Origin of the sequence: Rhodoferax sp. BLA1, from assembly GCF_013416775.1 — a bacterium.
Lineage (GTDB): Bacteria > Pseudomonadota > Gammaproteobacteria > Burkholderiales > Burkholderiaceae_C > Rhodoferax.
This window is the reverse complement of record NZ_SZVI01000001.1, coordinates 375,092-390,927: the sequence shown is the minus strand read 5'-3', so window position 1 is coordinate 390,927 and position 15,836 is coordinate 375,092. Positions and strand designations below refer to the sequence as shown.

General features: G+C 60.7%; 14 protein-coding genes. 5 read left to right on the top strand and 9 right to left on the bottom strand.

All coding sequences use genetic code 11. From position 1 onward, the window contains the following. The first annotated feature begins 3 nt into the window (after nucleotides 1–3). Nucleotides 4–1,809: a TRAP transporter large permease subunit gene (locus FDG13_RS01875; protein WP_255435026.1), complete on the top strand. Its 1,806-nt coding sequence runs from the start codon at nucleotides 4–6 to the stop codon at nucleotides 1,807–1,809. Nucleotides 1,810–1,938: 129 nt separating this feature from the next. Here the strand turns inward: FDG13_RS01875 and FDG13_RS01870 are convergent, their stop codons facing one another. The 3 genes from FDG13_RS01870 to FDG13_RS01860 all read right to left on the bottom strand — a co-directional run bounded on the left by FDG13_RS01870 (nucleotide 1,939) and on the right by FDG13_RS01860 (nucleotide 4,223). After that, nucleotides 1,939–2,706, bottom strand: coding sequence for an amino acid ABC transporter ATP-binding protein (locus tag FDG13_RS01870; RefSeq protein WP_370528136.1), 768 nt, complete (start codon nucleotides 2,704–2,706; stop codon nucleotides 1,939–1,941). Next, nucleotides 2,696–3,349 (bottom strand): amino acid ABC transporter permease, encoded by a 654-nt coding sequence (locus FDG13_RS01865; RefSeq protein ID WP_180125109.1) that lies wholly within the window; start codon nucleotides 3,347–3,349, stop codon nucleotides 2,696–2,698. The genes FDG13_RS01870 and FDG13_RS01865 overlap by 11 nt, the downstream gene beginning before the upstream one ends. A 103-nt stretch (nucleotides 3,350–3,452) precedes the next feature. After that, nucleotides 3,453–4,223, bottom strand: a complete 771-nt coding sequence (locus FDG13_RS01860; RefSeq protein ID WP_370528149.1) for an amino acid ABC transporter substrate-binding protein — start codon at nucleotides 4,221–4,223, stop codon at nucleotides 3,453–3,455. A gap of 197 nt (nucleotides 4,224–4,420) precedes the next feature. Between FDG13_RS01860 and FDG13_RS01855 the strand changes: the two genes are divergently transcribed. Continuing rightward, nucleotides 4,421–6,169 (top strand): alpha/beta hydrolase, encoded by a 1,749-nt coding sequence (locus FDG13_RS01855; protein WP_180125107.1) that lies wholly within the window; start codon nucleotides 4,421–4,423, stop codon nucleotides 6,167–6,169. On the opposite strand, the gene FDG13_RS01850 is transcribed toward FDG13_RS01855, so the two are convergent. Continuing rightward, nucleotides 6,156–6,911 (bottom strand): alpha/beta fold hydrolase, encoded by a 756-nt coding sequence (locus FDG13_RS01850; RefSeq protein WP_218942576.1) that lies wholly within the window; start codon nucleotides 6,909–6,911, stop codon nucleotides 6,156–6,158. The genes FDG13_RS01855 and FDG13_RS01850 overlap by 14 nt on opposite strands. A 171-nt stretch (nucleotides 6,912–7,082) precedes the next feature. On the opposite strand from FDG13_RS01850, the gene FDG13_RS01845 reads away from it, so the two are divergent. Beyond that, nucleotides 7,083–8,360: a Coenzyme F420 hydrogenase/dehydrogenase, beta subunit C-terminal domain gene (locus FDG13_RS01845; RefSeq protein ID WP_218942575.1), complete on the top strand. Its 1,278-nt coding sequence runs from the start codon at nucleotides 7,083–7,085 to the stop codon at nucleotides 8,358–8,360. Between the two features lie 13 nt (nucleotides 8,361–8,373). On the opposite strand, the gene FDG13_RS01840 is transcribed toward FDG13_RS01845, so the two are convergent. Beyond that, nucleotides 8,374–9,264 carry an alpha/beta fold hydrolase gene (locus FDG13_RS01840; protein ID WP_180125105.1) on the bottom strand — a complete coding sequence of 297 codons (891 nt, stop codon included), beginning with the start codon at nucleotides 9,262–9,264 and terminating at the stop codon, nucleotides 8,374–8,376. Nucleotides 9,265–9,478: 214 nt separating this feature from the next. On the opposite strand from FDG13_RS01840, the gene FDG13_RS01835 reads away from it, so the two are divergent. Continuing rightward, entirely contained in the window at nucleotides 9,479–9,979 is a 501-nt protein-coding gene (locus tag FDG13_RS01835) for a hypothetical protein (protein WP_180125104.1), read from the top strand. Between the two features lie 44 nt (nucleotides 9,980–10,023). Here the strand turns inward: FDG13_RS01835 and FDG13_RS01830 are convergent, their stop codons facing one another. The 3 genes from FDG13_RS01830 to ilvA form a co-directional block, all read right to left on the bottom strand. Further along, a complete protein-coding gene (locus FDG13_RS01830; protein WP_180125103.1) occupies nucleotides 10,024–11,802 on the bottom strand; it encodes an ABC transporter ATP-binding protein/permease in 1,779 nt (592 codons plus the stop codon). Between the two features lie 64 nt (nucleotides 11,803–11,866). Continuing rightward, nucleotides 11,867–12,823 (bottom strand): 5'-nucleotidase, encoded by a 957-nt coding sequence (locus FDG13_RS01825; protein WP_180125102.1) that lies wholly within the window; start codon nucleotides 12,821–12,823, stop codon nucleotides 11,867–11,869. Nucleotides 12,824–12,896: 73 nt separating this feature from the next. Beyond that, a complete protein-coding gene (ilvA, locus tag FDG13_RS01820) occupies nucleotides 12,897–14,528 on the bottom strand; it encodes a threonine ammonia-lyase, biosynthetic (protein ID WP_180125101.1) in 1,632 nt (543 codons plus the stop codon). A 115-nt stretch (nucleotides 14,529–14,643) separates the two neighbouring features. Here ilvA and FDG13_RS01815 point away from each other — a divergent pair, with 115 nt between their 5' ends. Continuing rightward, nucleotides 14,644–15,093: an OsmC family protein gene (locus tag FDG13_RS01815; protein ID WP_078365311.1), complete on the top strand. Its 450-nt coding sequence runs from the start codon at nucleotides 14,644–14,646 to the stop codon at nucleotides 15,091–15,093. An 18-nt stretch (nucleotides 15,094–15,111) separates the two neighbouring features. On the opposite strand, the gene coq7 is transcribed toward FDG13_RS01815, so the two are convergent. Next, nucleotides 15,112–15,732 (bottom strand): 2-polyprenyl-3-methyl-6-methoxy-1,4-benzoquinone monooxygenase, encoded by a 621-nt coding sequence (coq7, locus tag FDG13_RS01810; RefSeq protein WP_180125100.1) that lies wholly within the window; start codon nucleotides 15,730–15,732, stop codon nucleotides 15,112–15,114. Nucleotides 15,733–15,836 lie beyond the last annotated feature (104 nt).

The following is a 15,836-nucleotide window of genomic DNA, read 5'->3' as shown; positions in this document are numbered from 1 at the left end:
CTGTTGGCTTCATTGGCCCTGATGCTGATGGTGCTGATTCCGCTGCTGGAAATGGCTCTGCGCCCGATGATGGGGCGTGGCGTGGACAACGCACCGGTGCTGGTGCAACACCTGGGCCTGGTGCTGGCCATGTTGGGCGCGGTGGCTGCAGAGCGCCACGGCCACCTGAGCAGCTTGGGTAATGCGTTTTCCAAGCTGGGTGGTGAGCGCCTTCAGATCGGCATCAAAGTTTTAGCCCAGGGCAGTGCGGCGCTGGTGTGTGGTGTGCTGACGCTGGCCAGCTGGCGCTTGGTGGCCACTGAGATCGAGGTGGCCCATAACCTGGCGTATGGGCTGCCGACCTGGTGGGTGCAGATGCTGATGCCTGTTGGTTTTGCCTTGCTGGGGGCCAAATTAGGTGCCCGTTGTGCTGAGGTGCATTGGCTCAAGGGCGTGTTTGCCTTGTTGTTGCCGGGCCTGGGTTTTTGGCTGGGCAGCAGCTACGAAGGTCTTGAACCACCACTCTGGCCGGCCGTGGTGTGGCTGCTGGCAGCCTTGCTGGGTGGTGCGCCGATTTTTGCCGTGCTGGGTGGGCTGGCGCTGGCCCTGTTCTGGCACGAGGGGCAACCGCTGGCCTCGGTGGCGCTGTCGCATTACCAGATCACGGTGAACGCCTCTTTGCCTGCTTTGCCACTGTTCACATTGGCGGGGCTGGTGTTTGCGCGCACCGGTGCGGCGGCGCGTCTGGGGGCGGTGTTCATGGCGCTGTTTGGGGGAGGTGTCACCGGCACGGTGGTGGCTGCGGCGTTGTTGTGCTCATGTTTTACAGCTTTCACTGGTGGCAGTGGCGTCACGATTCTGGCGCTGGGAGGTTTGTTGTTACCACTGCTGCGCAACGCCGGGCTGCCCGAGCAGCGTGGCATCAGCCTGGTCACCAGCGCCAGCGCGCTCGGGGTGCTGCTGGCGCCATCTGTGCCCTTGATTTTGTACGCCGTGATTGCCCGGGTCCCCATCAACACCATGTTTCTGGCCGGACTGGTACCGGCCTTGGTCATGGTGGCTTGCCTGGTGTTGTTGGGGGGCTACCTGCGCCGCGGCGGCTTGTTGCCGGTCCCAGCTCTGGTGGCCGACACCAGGGCAAGTACCCCACACAAACCTAGCGCCCGGCATGTTCTGCCCGCGGTGTGGGCCGCCAAATGGGAGATTCTGGCGCCCGTGATCGCCATGGGTTCACTGGTGAGTGGTTTGGCCACACCGATGGAGAGCGCCGCGCTGACCGCCGCCTACGCGGTGGCCACCCAGACTTTGGCCCATCGGGAGCTGAGCTGGCGCCTGCTGGGACAGGCTTTGAGCGACTGCGCCCAAATCATCGGCGGGGTGATGCTGATCCTGGGCATGGCCCTTGGTCTGACAAACTATCTGGTGGACAGTGGCCTGCCCAACGAGGTGGTTGACTGGGTGCAGGCTTGGCTGCCCAACAAGTACCTGTTCTTGCTGGCGCTCAATGTGTTTTTGCTGGCTGCTGGGTCCCTGATGGAGATCTACGCCGCCATCGTGTTTCTGGTGCCTTTGCTGCTGCCGGTGGCGTTGAGTTATGGCATTGACCCGGTGCACTTTGGCATCATCTTTTTGGCGAACATGGAGATGGGTTTCCTGGCACCACCAGCAGGCATGAACCTGTACTTTGCCTCGGCGATGTTTGGCAAACCCCTGCGCTACGTGGCGCGCTCGGTTTTGCCTGCGGTACTGGCGATTTTTCTGGGCACGCTGGTCATCTCCTGCTTGCCGCTGTTGTCTACGGCTTTGCCCGCTTGGCTGAGTCGACCTTAGGCAGCCGTATCTTGTGTGGTTGCTGTACTAAAGATAGCTGTTGGTCCTTGATCTATAAGGGCTGCAGCCTGTTTTGGCACTAGAAAATTGTCGTGGCGCATGGTTCTACACCGCGACCGCCCTGTGCCATCACAGCATCTTTTCCAGAAACGCCCGGGTACGGGGGTGTTCGGGGGCGGCAAACAGTTCTCGCGCTGGGCGCGCTTCGACCACCACACCACCGTCCATAAAAACCACGCGCCCGGCCACCTCTCGGGCAAAGGCCATCTCGTGGGTGACCACAATCATGGTCATGTGTTCCTCGGCCAGCTCGCGCATGGTGCTCAGCACCTCGCCGGTCAGCTCGGGGTCGAGCGCCGAGGTCGGTTCGTCAAACAGCATGATGTCGGGCTCCATCGCCAGCGCGCGGGCAATGGCCACACGCTGCTTTTGCCCACCCGACAGGCGCGACGGGTAGCTGTCGCGTTTGTCAAACAAGCCGACCTTGCGCAGCAAGGCCTCGGCCTTGGGCACGATCTCCTCCAGGCGGGCACCCTTGACCGTGAGTGGTGCCTCGATCAGGTTCTGCAACACCGTCAGGTGCGGGAACAGGTTGAAGTGCTGGAACACCATGCCCATCTTGCGGCAGACGCGGTTGATGTCAGTCGGCGGCACGTAGTGGCAGAGCCCCTGGGCGTTGGTGGTCACCAGCGGCTCACCCTCGATCTCGATGTTGCCGCGGTGGATGGTTTCCAGGTGAATCAGGCAGCGCAGGAAGGTGCTTTTGCCCGAACCAGAGGGGCCGATGACGGCGATCACCTCGCCCTTGTCGACGTCCAGCGAGACGCCCTTGAGCACCTCGACCGCGCCGAAACGCTTGTGCACGTCGGTGGCACGGATCATCGGACTATTCATCATAAACAGCGTATTTCTTTTCCAGGCGCTGGAAACCGTAGGTCAGCACCAGGGTCATGATCAGGTAAAAAGCAGCAGCCACCACAAACGGCGAGGTGGTGAAATCACGCTGCACAATGCCACGCGCGGCGCGCAGCAGGTCGTTCATGGCCAGCACGTAAATCAGCGAGGTGTCTTTGACCAGGGTGATGGTCTCGTTGCTCATCGGCGGCAGGATGCGTTTGAGCACCTGTGGCAGCACAATGCGCCGCATGGTTTGCGGGTAGCTCAAACCCAGCACCTTGGCGCCCTCGTACTGACCCCGATCAATCGACTGGATACCAGCGCGGAAGATCTCGGCAAAGTAAGCCGCGTAGTTCAGCACAAAGGCCAAAATCGCAGACGGAAAATCTGGCAGCCGCACACCAATGATCGGGATGAAGGGCAGGGCGAAGTAGATGAACAACATCTGCAGCATCAGCGGTGTGCCGCGCATCAGCCAGATGTAGCCGTTGACCAGGCCACTGAGGATGCCAAAACGGGAAATCCGCAGCAGCGCCAGGCCCAGACCCAGCGGCACAGCCAGTACCAGGGTGATCAGGAACACCTGGAGCGTGACAGCGCTGCCCTGCAACAGGGGCGGCAAGATGGTGGTGATGTAGTCCATGGATGAGTGTCAGTGCCCGAAAAAAATCCGGTCGTAGCAGTGGCAGCGCGTCAACGCAGCAGCCTGTCTTACGACCGGATGTTGGGCCAGAGCCCGCAGCAGCTTATTTCTTGATAATGTCTTTGCCAAACCACTGGGTCGAAATCTTGGCGGCGGTGCCGTCGGCCTTCATGTCGTCCAGTGCCTTGTCAAGCTTGGCGGCCAGTTCTGTGTCGCCCTTGCGCGTGCCCACGCCGTAGTCTTCGGTGCCAAAGTTGTCTTCCAGCACGCGGTACTCACCCGGCTTCTTGCCAGCGTAGTAGCGCCCCACAATTTCATCCACCACCAGGGCGTCCAGACGTCCTGCGGACAGGTCCATCAGTGCCGTCACGTTGTCGCCGAATTTCTTGAGTTCCTTGAGCGATTTGGCGGTGGCTTCGTCCTTTTGCACGGCTTCTACAGCGCTGCTGCCGTCTTGAACACCAACAACCTTGCCTTTGAGCTGCGCCTTGTTGGTGATTGATGATTTGTCGGTCACCACCACGATCTGGCGGTTTTCCAGGTACGGCTTGGTGAACAAGATGTTGGCTTTGCGCTCTTCGGTGATCGTCAGACCGTTCCACAACACGTCGATGCGGTTGCCGTTGAGTTCGGCTTCCTTGGCGCTCCAGTCGATGGGTTTGAAGCTCACTTCCACCCCGAGGCGTTTGCCGGCTTCCTTGGCCAAGTCGATGTCAAAACCGATCAGCTCGTTTTTGTCATCGCGAAAACCCATGGGCGGAAAGTTGTCGTCCAGGCCAATGACGATGGCCTTGGCCGCCACTGGTGCGGGTGCAGGTGCTGCGGCCACGGGCTCTTCCTTTTTGCCACAGCCGGTCACCACCAATGCCGCCATCAGACCGGCCATCATCCAAAAAGCACGTTTGTTCATGTGAATGTCCAGAGTTGTAAAAAACAGTCAATTATCGGTGCGTTGACAGCTGAAAAAAGAGGTGTAGATTGCTGTTCTTGACCAGCAGGCACTGTCTGGCCTGCCACATCGTCCAAGTGCACGGTTTGTCAAAACGTGAAAAGGAAGCGAGGTTGCTCACCATGTCTGATTCTTCAACGCCGGGTCGTTCTGAGTCCACACCAAGCCCTCTGACACCTCTGGGTGCGGCCATCCAGACCTTCAGGAGGTCGATAGACCCCTACAGCATGATGACCTCGCAGCTGGACGCCCAGCTGGCGTGGCTGCAGCATCCGCAGGCCTTCTGGCGGGCGGCAGACGAGTTTGCTGCCGACATCGTGGCCTTGTCCGGGCACGCAATACGCCGCTCGATGGGCCTGCCCGCCGATGAGGTGTATGTCCCGAACCCGGCTGACGCCCGCTTTGCCGACCCGATTTGGACCGAGTCCGCCCCATTGGACATTCTGAAAGAGTGGTACCTGACGCTGAGCAGCCGGATGCAAAAGCTGTCGCTCGAAGCGCCCGGCCTGTCCGAGCATGAGCGCCACCGTGCGGCTTTCTGGCAGCGCAACACCCTCAACATGCTGTCGCCCACCAACTACTTCTGGCTCAACCCGCAGGCTGTGGCGCAATACGCCAAAACGGACGGGGAGAGTGTCCGCCAGGGGCTGAAGAACTTCGCTCGCGATGTGGAAGCCAAAAATATCCAGATGGTTGAGTCCGATGCTTTTGTGGTTGGCAAAGATCTGGGCACCACCCCGGGCAAGGTGATTTTCCGCAACCGGTTGGTGGAGCTGATCCACTACGCGCCCACCACCGACCAGGTGCGCAGCATGCCCATCCTGATCGTCACACCGTGGATCAACAAGTTCTACATCCTTGACTTGACCGAGAAAAAGAGCTTGGTGAAATACCTGACCGATCAGGGCTTCTCAGTCTTTATTTCGAGTTGGAAAAACCCGACCCCCGAGATGCACGACGTGCGTTTTGATGACTATCTGCAAGAAGGTGTCAGCGAACTGGTGCGGGTGACCACCGAGTTCTGCAAAGTGCCCCAGGTGCATCTGGTGGGTTACTGTATTGGCGGCACGCTGGTAGCCACCTACATGGCCTGGGCCAACAAACGTTTTGGCGCGGACAAGATGCCGGTGGCGCACTGGACGTTGTTCACGAGCCTGACGGACTTTGCTCAGCCCGGCGAGATTGGTATCTTCATTGACGAGGCCTGCCTGGATGGACTCGATGAGTTGATGGCCAAGAAGGGTTACCTGGATGGCACGGAGATGGCAGCGTCGTTTCGGCTACTGCGCTCCAACAGCCTGATCTGGAACTACTGGGTGCAAAGTTACCTGCTGGGCGAAAAGCTGCCGCCGTTTGACGTCTTGTTCTGGAACGTGGACGCCACCCGCATGCCGCAGGCCATGCATTCCTACTACCTGCGCCAGATGTACCTGCACAACAAATTGGTCCAGCCTGATGCTCTGACCATTGGCGGCGAGTCAATTGACCTAGGTCGCATCCAACAGTCGCTGTATGCGGTGACGGCCGAGGAGGACCATATTGCGCCCTGGGCGTCTTGTTACCAGATCCGCAAAGTTGTCCACCCGCAGGCGCCGGTGCGTTTTGTGCGCTCCACTTCTGGCCATATCCTGGGCATCGTCAACCCGCCGGTGAATCCACCCAAACGTGCCTATTGGGTGGCAGAGCCAACATCCAAAGACGATGCCGAGCACTGGCTGGCGCATGCCGACAAAAAGCCCGGTAGCTGGTGGGACGACTGGACCACCTGGCTGAACCAGCGCACCGGCGACATGGTGCCAGCCTATGCCTCCACCAACCGCAAATACCCAGCGCTGGCCGATGCGCCGGGCAGCTACGTCATGGAGAAATAGGCTCAGTTTGGCCTGATTCGATCAGCGCTCGCAGCTCGCTCACAAACCGCTCGGGCTGCGCCAGATGCGGGCCGTGGTCTGCACCTTCGTAGAAGCTTAGCCGTGCCTGCGGTATCTGCGAGCTCACAAAACGTGCAGTTTCTGTTGTGTAGAAGTTGCTGCAGGTGCCATAAGTTAAAAGCGTAGGCACATCGATCTTTGGCAGCACATCGCGGTAGTCTGCGGCCACCAGGCTTTTCCAGATGGCGATGGCGCTGGCCGGGTGTATCGTTTGCAAGGATTCGCGCATCAAGCGCCAGCCCGAGGAGTTGCGCAAGTAGCTGGCTCGCGCTTTGTTGTTGAGCCCAAAAGCCACCAGGCGCAGCACTGCTTCGACAAAGTCGCGCTCCAGGTCTTCAATCAGTTGCTGTGAGCGGGCGCTGTCAAAGTCACCGTAAATACCACCACTCCAGCTTGCGTCGGTCACCAGCTTGGGGGACTGGTCGATGAAAACCAGGTGTGAAAAACGCGCCGAGCCAAAGTCGCGCAAACACTGCCACAGTGTCAGCGCCCCCATCGAATGCCCGACCGCCGCCACACAGTCCAGCTTCTGGTGGTCGAGCAGGTTGATGATGTCACGGGCGAGCCGTTTCACATCCGGCGCCGGGTTGGCACTCAGAGCATGGCCACCGTGGCCGCGTGCATCCGGGCGCAACACCTGGTATGTTTTTGATAGCTGCTCAACCAATGGCGAAAAGGCCATGTGGCTGGAAGTCCACCCATGCAGCAACAAAACCGGCGGGCCTTCACCACTACAGTGCAGATGGAGCGTTTCGCCGTCGTCTGCGGTGATGTTGAGATGCTGCATTGAGCTATTTTGAGGCAAAAGAACGCCGGGCCACAGCTATCATCATGCACCTGGAGTGACCCACTGATGCAGATGCCTGACCCTTCCACAGCGCCCCCAACCGTCTGGCGCCCGGTGCTTGGCCCCGCACCGCACCGCGATCTGTGCACCGACTGCGGCATCTCACGCTCCAGCGAGCCCAAACGGTGCGGCCAGGCCTGCCAGTTCATCCAACCCGATTACCCACGCCTGGAGGCCAAGATCCACGGCCGGGTGCGTGATCCGCACAAAGGCGACGAGATGTTTTTTGGGGTGCACCAGCGCATGTGGCGCGCCGCTTTGCAGCCAGCAAGCCCTGGTGCACAGTGGACTGGCATCACCACGCGACTGGCGCAACGCCTGCTGGAAACCGGCGCGGTGGACGCGGTGCTGACCATGGCGCCTGACCCGAATGACCGCTGGCGCCCGGTGCCGGTGCTCGTGACCCAGGCCGAAGGCATGGTCCAGTGTCGCGGCATGCGCATGGGTTACGCGCCCTTGCTGGCGCTGCTGGAGCCCGCTTTGCAGCAAGGCTACAAGCGCTTGGCGGTGATTGGCATCCCGTGCCAGGTCTACGCCTTACGTGCGCTGGAGGCGCAGCTCGGGCTGGAGCGCTTGTATGTGATTGGCACCCCGTGTTCGGACAACACGACCACCGAGCGGTTTCATGAATTTCTGGCGCTGGTGGCGGCCCAGACGAACGACAAGCCCGAAGACATCGTTTACTTGGAGTTTCTGGCCGACTACCACGTGGAGTTGCGTTATGCCGATGGCCGCCAGCGCAAGGTGCCGTTTCTGATGCTGCCGCTGTCCGATTTGCCGCGCGACTTTTTCCCGCTGACCTGCCGCACCTGTGTGGACTACACCAATGCGCTGGCGGACATCACCGTGGGCTACATGGGCGGTGAGGGCCAGCAGTGGCTGCTGGTGCGCAACGAGCGTGGTGAAGAATTGCTCAAACTGCTGGGTGACGAGGTCAAACTGACTGCGCCCGGCAGCGCGGGCAAACGCCAGGGGCCGGTCAAAGGCTTCCTGGCCAACACCGAGCGCGCGGCGGGTGGCCTGCCGTTGCGCCGCATGCCGCAGTGGATGCGCCCGGTGGTGGGCTGGCTGATGCCCAAAGTGGGCCCCCGGGGGCTGGAGTTTGCGCGGGCGCGGCTGGAGATGAAGGCGGTGGAGACGGTGATCCACCTGCGCCGCGAAGAACCCCGCCGCCTCAAGTCAATGGTGCCCAAGCATGTGTGGGCGCTGGTCAAGCCTTATGGGTTGACCCCGGCGCCTGAAGAAGTTCACGCTGAGGCAGACGCACAAAGACTGTCTGTGTAAATTGGGCCGACTGTCAGCCAGGAATGGCCTGCCAGAAAGCATCCTGGAAGGCCACATAGGCTTGCGGCACCTCAAAATAAGGCATGGCCCCGGTTTGCAGCACCTGCACCTGCCAGTTGGGTTGGCTGCTGACGATGCTGAGATTTTTGTAGTTGGTGAAATCCCCGCGCGTGCCGTGCACCACCAGGACCGACAGGGTGAGTTGCCCATACACGCTGTGGATGTCGGTGCTGAACAGGATGCCGCTCAGAAAAGCCAGCGGTGCACATTCTGCGTTGGGCTGGCGCGCGCTGATGCAGTTGTAGGCCCACAGTGCCTCATCAATCTCTTTGCCACCCCAGGTGCGCTCCAGAAAATAACGGATGACCGCCGGGCGTGTTAACTGTTTGAACAAAAAGCCGCCCCAGCCTGGGCCGCGCAAAAACTTGTCCAGACCCGGTTTGTAACGGGTTTGTCCCGGCGCCTCGCGCAATTCTTGCCCACCTTGAAAACCGGTCGGGCTCACCAGGGTCAAACTTCTGAACAGCGACGGGTGTTCAACCGCCGCACGCGCCAGGAACTCGGACGAGAGTGACACCGCCACAGCATCCAGGGCGACACCCCCATGGCGGGCCTGTATCCACTGGGCCGCGGCAACGATGGCGTCGGTCATCACTCGCACCGTGTAAGCCTGGTCCTTGCGCTCAGACAGGCCATAACCCGGCAAATCCAGCGCATAAACACAACGGCTACCTTGGTAGTGCTCAAACAAGGGACGCACCTCGGCGGCCGAGGCCACCGCGTTGATGCTGTGGATCAGCAGCAGGGGCGCACCCGAACCTGCGGTGTACAGCACCACTTTGCTGGTGGTGTGGGGGAGCGTATGGACGGCAGCATCCAGGGCAGGGGGCAAAGGGGAGGTCATGTTGCGAGGGCAAAGCGTGAAAGTGCGGCCATCTTACCCCCGGGTTTCTACGGGGGCACGTGCGCCAGACCACAGGATTTATGTTCTTTTGCGAGGAAAAACCGCGAATAACGTTAGATGCGTGAGAAATAGACCTAAATTACCCCTCATTTCTGCCGTTAACAGGACTACGAGCAGAGAAAGACCCTCCAACCCATTTGTAGGCTGACACATCATGAGCCAAGCACCCATTGACCGAATCCAGAGCGTGCGGCCTGTTGCCGCTGAAGCCGCTGCATTGGCAACCGGGCGGGTGGTGCCCGTGGTGCCGGTGAACCCGCCGCAGAAGGTGGAAGCCCCTACCGAGGTGCAGCCCAGTGTGATCAACAAAATCAACACCGGTGACAAGCCCAATTCGGGCGAGGGCGTCTACAGCAGCGTGTCCGACCCGGCGCGGCAAAAACTGGATGACGCGGTGCCCAAGGACTGGACCATCAAGCGCCCTGTGCCAGAAAAAACGCAGGAGCCGCCTCCCGAACCGCTGTCCAAGGTGCTGCTGGACCAGATCAAATCACTGTGGCAGGCCAGTGCCAGTGCGGTGCAGGTGCAAGAGCAGGTCAAAAACCAGATAGACCCGGCCAAAGCCGCTGCCACCGTGGCCCCGGGTGTGATCTCGTCCGAGGTCTACACCTACTCACCGACCAAGATCAACAAAACCGACAAAACCCAGACCTGAGCGTGCGCGGGCAGGCAGCCAACCTACCCGCCCCAAGCCTGCGTTCAAGCTGGCGCTGCTTCAGCGCGCAAGCGGTGGCTGGCCACCTCAGCTTCTGGCAATTTCTCCAATACCCAACGGCTTGTATGAAATGCCCCCACTGTGGGTTTGTGAGCTATTGAAATAATAGCTCCGTGCCCTTTTTGTATTTGGGCTAGAAGCGTCTTATAGATCAAACTCTCGCTGGCCTCGTCGAGTGCACTGGTGGCTTCGTCGGCAAAAATCCAGCGCGGTTTTTTGAGCAGCACCCGGGCCACGGCCAGGCGCTGCTGCTCTCCACCCGAGAGAGTTTGACTCCAGGCGCCGACCTCGTTCAGCCGGGTACTGAGCTCGGGCAACAGTGCGCGGTGCAAGGCGCTGGCCAGTTCGTCATCAGTGAACAGGCTGGCCTCTTGTGGGTAGGCTAGTGCCTCGCGCAGCGGGCCGTTCGGGAAATAAGGCCGTTGTGGCAGGAACATGCTGTCGGTTGGTCTGTTCAGGGTGCCGGTGGCAAACGGCCAGATGCCCGCCAAGGCCCGAAACAGCGTGGACTTGCCCGCGCCCGAGGGCCCGCTGAGCAGGATGCTGTCGCCTGGCTGCGCCTGCAGTTGGGCCTGGTCCAGCAACACGCTGCCGTTGGGCAGTGCCAGATGCAGATCGGCGCTGCTCAATACTTCTGAATCTGTAGCTGTCAGCCCTTTATCAGAAAGGGCTAGAGCCTGAAAAGAGGCTTCAAAACTGGTCAGACGGTTGGTGGTGGCGCGCCACGCCGCCAAGCTGCTGTAGTTGTCCACAAACCAGCTCAACGCGTTTTGCACCTGCCCAAAGGCGCTGGAGATCTGCACCAGTTCGCCCAATTGAATGGCCCCGCTGAAAAAACGCGGCGCCGCCACCACAAACGGGAACACCACCGCCGCTTGACCAAAAAAACTGGTGAACCAGACCAGCCGTTTTTGCGCCCGGATCAGATTCAGGTAGTTGCCCAGCACCAGGCCAAAGCGCCGCTCGAGTTGGCTGCGTTCCACCCCTTCGCCACGGTCCAGCGCAATCGCCTCGCTGTACTCACGCACGCGCACCATGTGGTGGCGGAAGTCGGCCTCACGGCGCTGCTGCTCAAAGTTCAGCTGGATCTGTGGGCGGCCCAGGTAGTGCGTGATGACACTGCCGACCAGGCAGTACAGCAGCGCCATCCAGACCATGAAACCAGGGATGTCAAAGGTCTGGCCGCCCAGGGTGAAGGCGAAGTTGCCCGACAGCCCCCACAGGATGCCGACAAAACTGGCCAGTGTGACCACCGCATTGAGCAGGCCCATGCTCAGAGCGATGCTGTCATTGGTGAACTGGTTGATGTCGTCCTGGATACGCTGGTCGGGGTTGTCCGGGTTGTGGCCGGCGGCGTTGGACGCTGTGGCAAAACGCAGCAGCTCCATCTTGTAGAAGGCCTGGTTGGACAACCAGCGTGTCAGGTAGTGGCTGGTCATCCAGGCGCGCCAGCGCAGCACCAGCAACTGCGTCAGGTAAAACTTGTAAACCGCCAGGATGATGAAGGCAAAGGCCAGCCAGGCAAAACGTGTCATCTGCGCCCAGAACACGCTGGCGTTTTTCTCTTGCAAGGCGTCGTAAAACACCTTGTACCAGTCGTTGAACAGGACGGCCATGTAGACCAGGGACAGGTTCAGCAGCACGATGGCCGCCAGCAGTGCGCGCGCTTTCCACTTCTGGTCGGAGGCAAAGTACGGCCGGGTCAGTGCCCAGGCTTGGGTCGTGAAGGTTTTGAAAGCAGCGAGTTTGTCAGCGAGTGTCATGGGGCAGTTCCAGCGGTGCAGGCCGCGATGCTACCCGTAGCCTCCCCGCTGGGTGAACTGTCGGCTAATTGGCCACGCCGCTGGCCACATGGCCGGACGGCACATGCTGCGCGGCGGATTCGATGTGGCCGGTCTGGTCGTCAAAGAAAAAGTCAGGCTCAAACTCGCGCAGGAACTCGCCCTTGGCCAGCCCGCCCAGAAACATGGCCTCGTCCACCTCGATGTTCCAGTTCATCAGGGTGCGGATCGCGCGTTCGTGCGCCGGGGCGCTGCGCGCGGTCACCAGCGCGGTGCGGACGCGCATCTGCGGGGTACCAGAGCGCTGCAGGTTTTGTAGCGCAACAAGCAGAGGTTTAAAGGGGCCGTCGGGTAAAGGTTGTCCAACCTTTTCAAGTTCATGGCGCTGAAAGGCTTGTAAGCCCTGCGCTTGGTAAACACGCTCGGCCTCGTCGCTGAACAACACCGCATCGCCATCAAAGGCAATACGCACTTCCGACGGATGTGCGTCACTGGCGTGGACCGAGTTGGGGTAGACCTGGGCCGCGGGCACACCGGCAGCCAGTGCGGCGCGCACGTCGCTCAGGTGGGTACTCAGGAACAGGTTGGCGTGTAGCGGCTTCAGGTAACGCCAGGGCGCCTGGCCACGCGTGAAGCTGCCGCGCTCAATCGTCAAGCCATAGTGCTGGGCCGAACGAAACACCCGCATGCCAGAGACCGGGTCGTTGCGCGAGAGTATCACCACCTCGACCGGTCGGTTGGGTGGGGTGATGGGTGGTTCAGTCGGCTCGACCAGGAGAGGATCAGTCAGGGAAGCGGATACGGCAACATGGTTGAACGCCAGCAACTTTTTGACCAGCGAAAACGCCACACCCGGCTTGGCGGGTAGGTCAAGCCGCTGCAACTGCAAGTCCATGTAGGCCCGGTCATCACTTTGCTCAAAGACCAGGTTTTCTTCCTCAAAGTCAAACAACGCGCGGCTGCTGATGGCCACCACCAACTTGCCGTCCAGTGTCATTGGCATGAGACCCCCCCAGTCTGAGTTGTGCCCGCCCTGCCACCCTTGGGCAAGGGTCTGGGTGAGGGCTGGTATGGGCTTATTGTTGCAGGAACATCTGGTACGCCGGGTTGCCGGTTTCTTCCACACAGGGGTAACCCAGTGTGCTCAGGAAGGCCGCGAACTCGGCATCATCTGCTGCGGGCACCTGCAGGCCGACCAGAATACGGCCATAGTCCGCGCCCTGGTTGCGGTAGTGGAACAGGCTGATGTTCCAGCCCGGGCGCATCTGGCTCAAAAACTTCAGCAGCGCGCCGGGGCGCTCGGGAATCACAAAACGCAGCAGCCGTTCGTTTTGCGCCAGTGCCGAGTGCCCGCCCACCATGTAGCGGATGTGCTCCTTGGCCAGCTCGTCATGGGTCAGGTCGAGCGCGGTGAAATGGTGTTTGCCCAGATGGGCGGTGATCTTGGCGGATTCACCTTTGCTGGTGGTGGTCAGGCCGACAAACACATGGGCCTTGTTGGCATCGCTGATGCGGTAGTTGAACTCGGTCACATTGCGCGTGGTTTTGGTGCCACCAAAAGCGGGCAGGTCACCAATGAGTTCACAAAAGCGTCGGAAACTGCCGCGCTCTTCGGGGATGGTCACCGCAAACAGGGCTTCGCGCTCTTCACCCACTTCGGCGCGTTCGGCGACAAAACGCAGCCGGTCAAAGTTCATGTTGGCGCCACACAGGATGGCCGCGTAGGTTTCACCTTTTGTCTTGTGCTGGGCCACGTACTGCTTGATGGCGGCCACCGCCAGCGCCCCGGCCGGTTCGACGATGCTGCGGGTGTCGACAAAAATGTCCTTGATGGCGGCACACACCGCGTCGGTGTCCACGGTGACGAAGTCGTCAACCAGGTTGCTGGCGATGCGAAAGGTTTCTTCCCCCACCAGCTTGACCGCCGTGCCGTCTGAGAACAGGCCGACATCGGGCAGTGTCACACGCTGCTTGGCGGCCACCGACTGGATCATGGCGTCCGAGTCGTTCATTTGCACGCCGATGACCTTGATACGCGGGTCCACCGCCTTGATGTAATTGGCCACGCCCGACACCAGCCCACCGCCGCCAATGGCGACAAACACCGCGTCCAGCCGGGGCCCGGCGATGTGGCTGGACTTTTGGCCCGATTTGGCGGCCTTGTCGGCCACCAGCGTCTGAACCTGGCGCAGCATCTCCATGGCCACCGTGCCTTGGCCGGCAATCACATCGGGGTCGTCAAAGGGGTGGACAAAGGTGAGCCCCTCTTCTATCTGTAGCTCCAGCGAGTGCTTGTAGGCGTCTGAATAACTCTCGCCAAACAACACCACCTCGCCACCAAAACCACGCACCGCATCCACCTTGACCTGCGGTGTGGTGGTGGGCATGACGATGACCGCACGGGTGCCAAGTTTGCTGGCGCTCAAGGCCACACCCTGGGCATGGTTGCCTGCGGAGGCGCAGATCACCCCCTTGTCGAGTTGCTCCGCTGTCAGGTGCGCCATCTTGTTGTAGGCGCCGCGCAGCTTGAAGCTGCGCACGGGTTGCTGGTCTTCGCGTTTGAGCAACACCGTGTTGTGCAAGCGTCGGCTCAGGTTGCGGGCGGGCTCCAGCGCGGTCTCGATGGCCACGTCGTACACACGGGCGGTGAGGATTTTTTGCAGATAGTCTTGTGGGCTCAGGGACGGTGTGGCAGAAGAGGTGGGCATCGGGCTACACTTTCAAAGTGAATGAACGCAAAAAATTTACTCCGCGCGGGGTGTTTTTGGCTATTGTAGCGGCATGAATTTTCACCCCGCGCGGAGCATATAGATAGGATCAAACATGGAATGTACAGTCAGCTGGACCGGCGCGTTAAACACCCGCTCCAACATGGGTTTTGTGGCCGAAACCGGCAGCGGCCACACGCTGATGATGGACGGCGCGCCCGACGCGGCCAAACCTGAGAACGGTGGCCAGAACCTGGCCGCGCGCCCGATGGAGCTGCTGCTGGCCGGTACCGGTGGCTGTACCGCTTATGACGTGGTGCTGATCTTGAAACGTGGTCGCCACGAGGTGAGTGGTTGCAGCGTCAAGTTGTCTGCCGAGCGCGCCGAGACCGAGCCCAAGGTGTTCACCCGCATCAACATGCATTTCACCGTGACGGGCAAGGGTCTGCCCGCCGCTGCGGTGGAGCGGGCCATTGCCCTGAGCCACGAAAAATATTGTTCAGCCAGCGTGATGCTGGGCAAAACCGCGCAGATCAGCACCAGTTTTGAGGTGCTGGAGGTCTGATTCAGCCCTTGGGGCGGACTAAACCCGGTGCGCCACCGTGGTCATCACCTTGGCGGCGGCTTTCATCAGCCCTTTGACCGGCGCGGGCAGCGTCATGGCGCCCAGTTCCATCGCGTTGTAGGCGTGGCGTGCCTCGTCGTCGATCATCTGCGCGACGATGGCGCGTGAGGCGTGGTCGCCAGCAGGCAGACGGCTCATATGGCCTTCCAGGTGGGCTTCGACCTGGTTTTCGGTCTCCACCACAAAGCCCAGGCTCACCGCGTCACCGAGCTTGCCCGCGATCAGCCCGATGCCAAAAGCCCCGGCGTACCAGAGCGGATTCAATAGCGAGGTGTGTTCGCCCAGCTCTTTCAGACGCTGTTCGGTCCACGCCAGATGGTTGGTTTCCTCGGCACCAGCCTCGATGAAATGGGCGCGTAATGCTGCATCTTTGGTAGCAAAAGCCTGCGCCGTGTAGAGCGCCTGGGCACAGACCTCGCCGACATGGTTGACCCGCATCAGCGCGCCGGCCTCTTTCTTCTCCTGCTCTGACAGCTGGGTCACTTCACCCGGCAGAGTGGGGCAGGGCTGCGCCGCCGCATGGGACGCAAACACTGTGCGCAAAGCGGAGTCAGCGGCAATGAGAAAACGGTCAATCATGGTGGGCTGTCCAATGTGGGGGTGGGGCGGGTTTGGCGGGTGGCAAATTGTAGGGTGATGGTCGCTGGGCGTTGCCGCACACCCTCAATGTGCTTCTTCTCTGC

Excerpts from the sequence above, each read along its gene's own strand:
- FDG13_RS01870 (WP_370528136.1), bottom strand. The coding sequence starts at position 2,706 with ATGATGAATAGTCCGATGATCCGTGCCACCGACGTGCACAAGCGTTTC.
- FDG13_RS01865 (WP_180125109.1), bottom strand. The coding sequence starts at position 3,349 with ATGGACTACATCACCACCATCTTGCCGCCCCTGTTGCAGGGCAGCGCT.
- FDG13_RS01860 (WP_370528149.1), bottom strand. The coding sequence starts at position 4,223 with ATGGCGGCATTGGTGGTGACCGGCTGTGGCAAAAAGGAAGAGCCCGTG.
- FDG13_RS01855 (WP_180125107.1), top strand. The coding sequence starts at position 4,421 with ATGTCTGATTCTTCAACGCCGGGTCGTTCTGAGTCCACACCAAGCCCT.
- FDG13_RS01850 (WP_218942576.1), bottom strand. The coding sequence starts at position 6,911 with ATGGCCTTTTCGCCATTGGTTGAGCAGCTATCAAAAACATACCAGGTG.
- FDG13_RS01845 (WP_218942575.1), top strand. The coding sequence starts at position 7,083 with ATGCAGATGCCTGACCCTTCCACAGCGCCCCCAACCGTCTGGCGCCCG.
- FDG13_RS01840 (WP_180125105.1), bottom strand. The coding sequence starts at position 9,264 with ATGACCTCCCCTTTGCCCCCTGCCCTGGATGCTGCCGTCCATACGCTC.
- FDG13_RS01835 (WP_180125104.1), top strand. The coding sequence starts at position 9,479 with ATGAGCCAAGCACCCATTGACCGAATCCAGAGCGTGCGGCCTGTTGCC.
- FDG13_RS01830 (WP_180125103.1), bottom strand. The coding sequence starts at position 11,802 with ATGACACTCGCTGACAAACTCGCTGCTTTCAAAACCTTCACGACCCAA.
- FDG13_RS01825 (WP_180125102.1), bottom strand. The coding sequence starts at position 12,823 with ATGCCAATGACACTGGACGGCAAGTTGGTGGTGGCCATCAGCAGCCGC.
- ilvA (WP_180125101.1), bottom strand. The coding sequence starts at position 14,528 with ATGCCCACCTCTTCTGCCACACCGTCCCTGAGCCCACAAGACTATCTG.
- FDG13_RS01815 (WP_078365311.1), top strand. The coding sequence starts at position 14,644 with ATGGAATGTACAGTCAGCTGGACCGGCGCGTTAAACACCCGCTCCAAC.
- coq7 (WP_180125100.1), bottom strand. The coding sequence starts at position 15,732 with ATGATTGACCGTTTTCTCATTGCCGCTGACTCCGCTTTGCGCACAGTG.